This window comes from Pseudomonas sp. SDO524_S393, assembly GCF_054071875.1.
The window spans coordinates 1-2,171 of the sequence record NZ_JBSVVZ010000144.1 but is presented as its reverse complement, the minus strand read 5'-3'; the positions used below and the strand labels follow the sequence as shown (position 1 = coordinate 2,171).

General features: G+C 62.4%; 2 protein-coding genes. Both read left to right on the top strand.

Annotated elements, in window-relative coordinates; genetic code table 11:
- Positions 1-102: 102 nt before the first annotated feature.
- A complete protein-coding gene (locus ACW9IB_RS29375) occupies positions 103-867 on the top strand; it encodes an IclR family transcriptional regulator (protein ID WP_457369099.1) in 765 nt (254 codons plus the stop codon).
- 9 nt (positions 868-876) lie between these two features.
- Positions 877-2,085, top strand: coding sequence for an amino acid deaminase (locus ACW9IB_RS29370; protein WP_457416812.1), 1,209 nt, complete (start codon positions 877-879; stop codon positions 2,083-2,085).
- The last annotated feature ends 86 nt before the right edge of the window (positions 2,086-2,171 follow it).

Here is a 2,171-nt window from a genome sequence, read left to right as displayed (position 1 = left end):
TCATTAAACGCACCTGTAACTGATCCACTGCATTCGCGAGCAAGCCCGCTCCCACAGGGGATTTGTGTTGATAGCAACATTCTGACCGGACCGAAAACTGCCATGACCGAAGACACCATCAAGCGCCGCGCCAAAGGACTGGACCGTGCGTTCGATATCCTCGATTTTCTCAAGGAAATCGGCCAGCCCCTGCGCCCGAATGATATTGCCAGCGGCATCGGCAGCCCCAAATCCACCGTCTACGAAGTGGTCGCTTCGCTGCTGGAGCGGCGCATCCTGGAAACGGTGGGCAAGGACGGTCACGTCTACCTGGGCCGTCAGTTGTACTTTCTCGGCCAGGCGCATCTGCGTCACTTCGACCTGACCCGCGAGGCCGATCACGCCTTGCAGGAAATCGTCAGCCAGACCCACGAAACCGCGCAGATGTGCCTGCTCAACGGGCGCAAATACACCGTGGCGCTGATGCGTGAAGGCGAGCGGCATTTCCGGATTTCCTCGGATATCGGCGAGAACGCACCGATCCCCTGGACCGCATCCGGGCGCCTGCTGCTGGGGCATTTGAGCGACCAGCAGATCATCGACCTGATCGACCACGACGACTTTATCCTGCCGGACGGCCAACGCCTGCCGCTGGACACCTTCCTGGCACAGATCCGTCAGGCCACCCTCGATGGCTTCTTTTCCTTCGATAGCGTGGCCGACACCTTTACCCATTGCTTTGCCGCCCCGGTGCGGGACGCGCAGGGCATCAGCATTGCGACCTTGTGCATCGTGGCCCCAAGGGCCGATGCCATCAAAAACTACAACGACTACCGCCGGGTGTTGATCGACAGCGCCAACAACCTGGCCCGGCGCATCAACGAATAGGAGTTTTTCATGTCTGCCATCAACGCCGTTGAAAAGGGCGCCGCCGCCGTCGGCGCGCACCTGGTCCGTGACGTCAGCCTGCCGGCCCTGGTGCTGCACCGCGATGCGCTGCAACACAACATTCGCTGGATGCAGGACTTCGTCCGCAGCAGCGGCGCCGAGCTGGCGCCCCACGGCAAGACCAGCATGATGCCGGCGTTGTTCCAGCGTCAGATCGAGGCGGGCGCCTGGGGCATCACCCTGGCCAACGCCGTGCAGACCCGCGCCGCGTATGCCGGTGGCGTGCGCCGCGTGTTGATGGCCAACCAGCTGGTGGGTGCGCCGAACATGGCACTGATCGCCGACCTGTTGGCCGATCCCGATTTTGACTTCCACTGCATGGTCGATCACCCGGACAACGTCGCCGACCTGGGGCTGTTCTTCGCCGCCCGCGGCCTGCGCCTGAACGTGATGATCGAATACGGTGTGGTCGGTGGCCGCTGTGGTTGCCGCAGCGAGCAGGAAGTGCGTGACCTGGCCAAGGCGATCAAGGCCCAACCGGCCCTGGCGCTCACCGGCATCGAAGGTTATGAAGGCGTGATCCACGGCGAGCACGCCATCAGTGGTATTCGTGCTTTTGCCGCCAGCCTGGTGCGCCTGGCCGTAGACCTGCAGAACGACGGCGCCTTTGACTTGCCCAAGCCCATCGTCACCGCCTCAGGTTCGGCCTGGTACGACCTGATTGCCGAATCGTTCGAAGAACAGAACGCTGCGGGACGCTTCCTCAGCGTACTGCGCCCGGGCAGTTATGTGGCCCACGACCACGGTATCTACAAAGAAGCGCAGTGCTGCGTGCTTGACCGTCGCAGCGACTTGAACGAAGGCCTGCGCCCGGCCCTGGAAGTCTGGGCCCATGTGCAATCGCTGCCGGAGCCTGGGTTCGCCGTGATCGCCCTGGGCAAGCGCGACGTGGCGTACGACGCGGGTCTGCCGGTGCCGCTCAAGCGCTACAAGGCCGGCATCCTGCCCGCAGAGGGCGATGACGTGGGGGCGTGCACGGTCACGGCGGTGATGGATCAGCATGCGTTCATGACCGTGGCGCCGGGGGTCGAGTTGCGCATTGGCGACATCATTTCGTTCGGTACTTCCCACCCGTGCCTGACCTTTGACAAGTGGCAGGTCGGTTGCCTGGTGGATGAGCAGTTGCAAGTTATCGAGAGCTTGCATACCTGCTTCTGAACCGCGTCGCGACCATCGCAGGCAAGCCAGCTCCCACATTTTGAATTGTGAATATTTTCAACTGTGGGAGCTGGCTTGCTTGCGAT

Bases quoted from the DNA above. Each gene is read 5' to 3' on its own strand.
- ACW9IB_RS29375 (WP_457369099.1), top strand. From the start codon at position 103: ATGACCGAAGACACCATCAAGCGCCGCGCCAAAGGACTGGACCGTGCG.
- ACW9IB_RS29370 (WP_457416812.1), top strand. From the start codon at position 877: ATGTCTGCCATCAACGCCGTTGAAAAGGGCGCCGCCGCCGTCGGCGCG.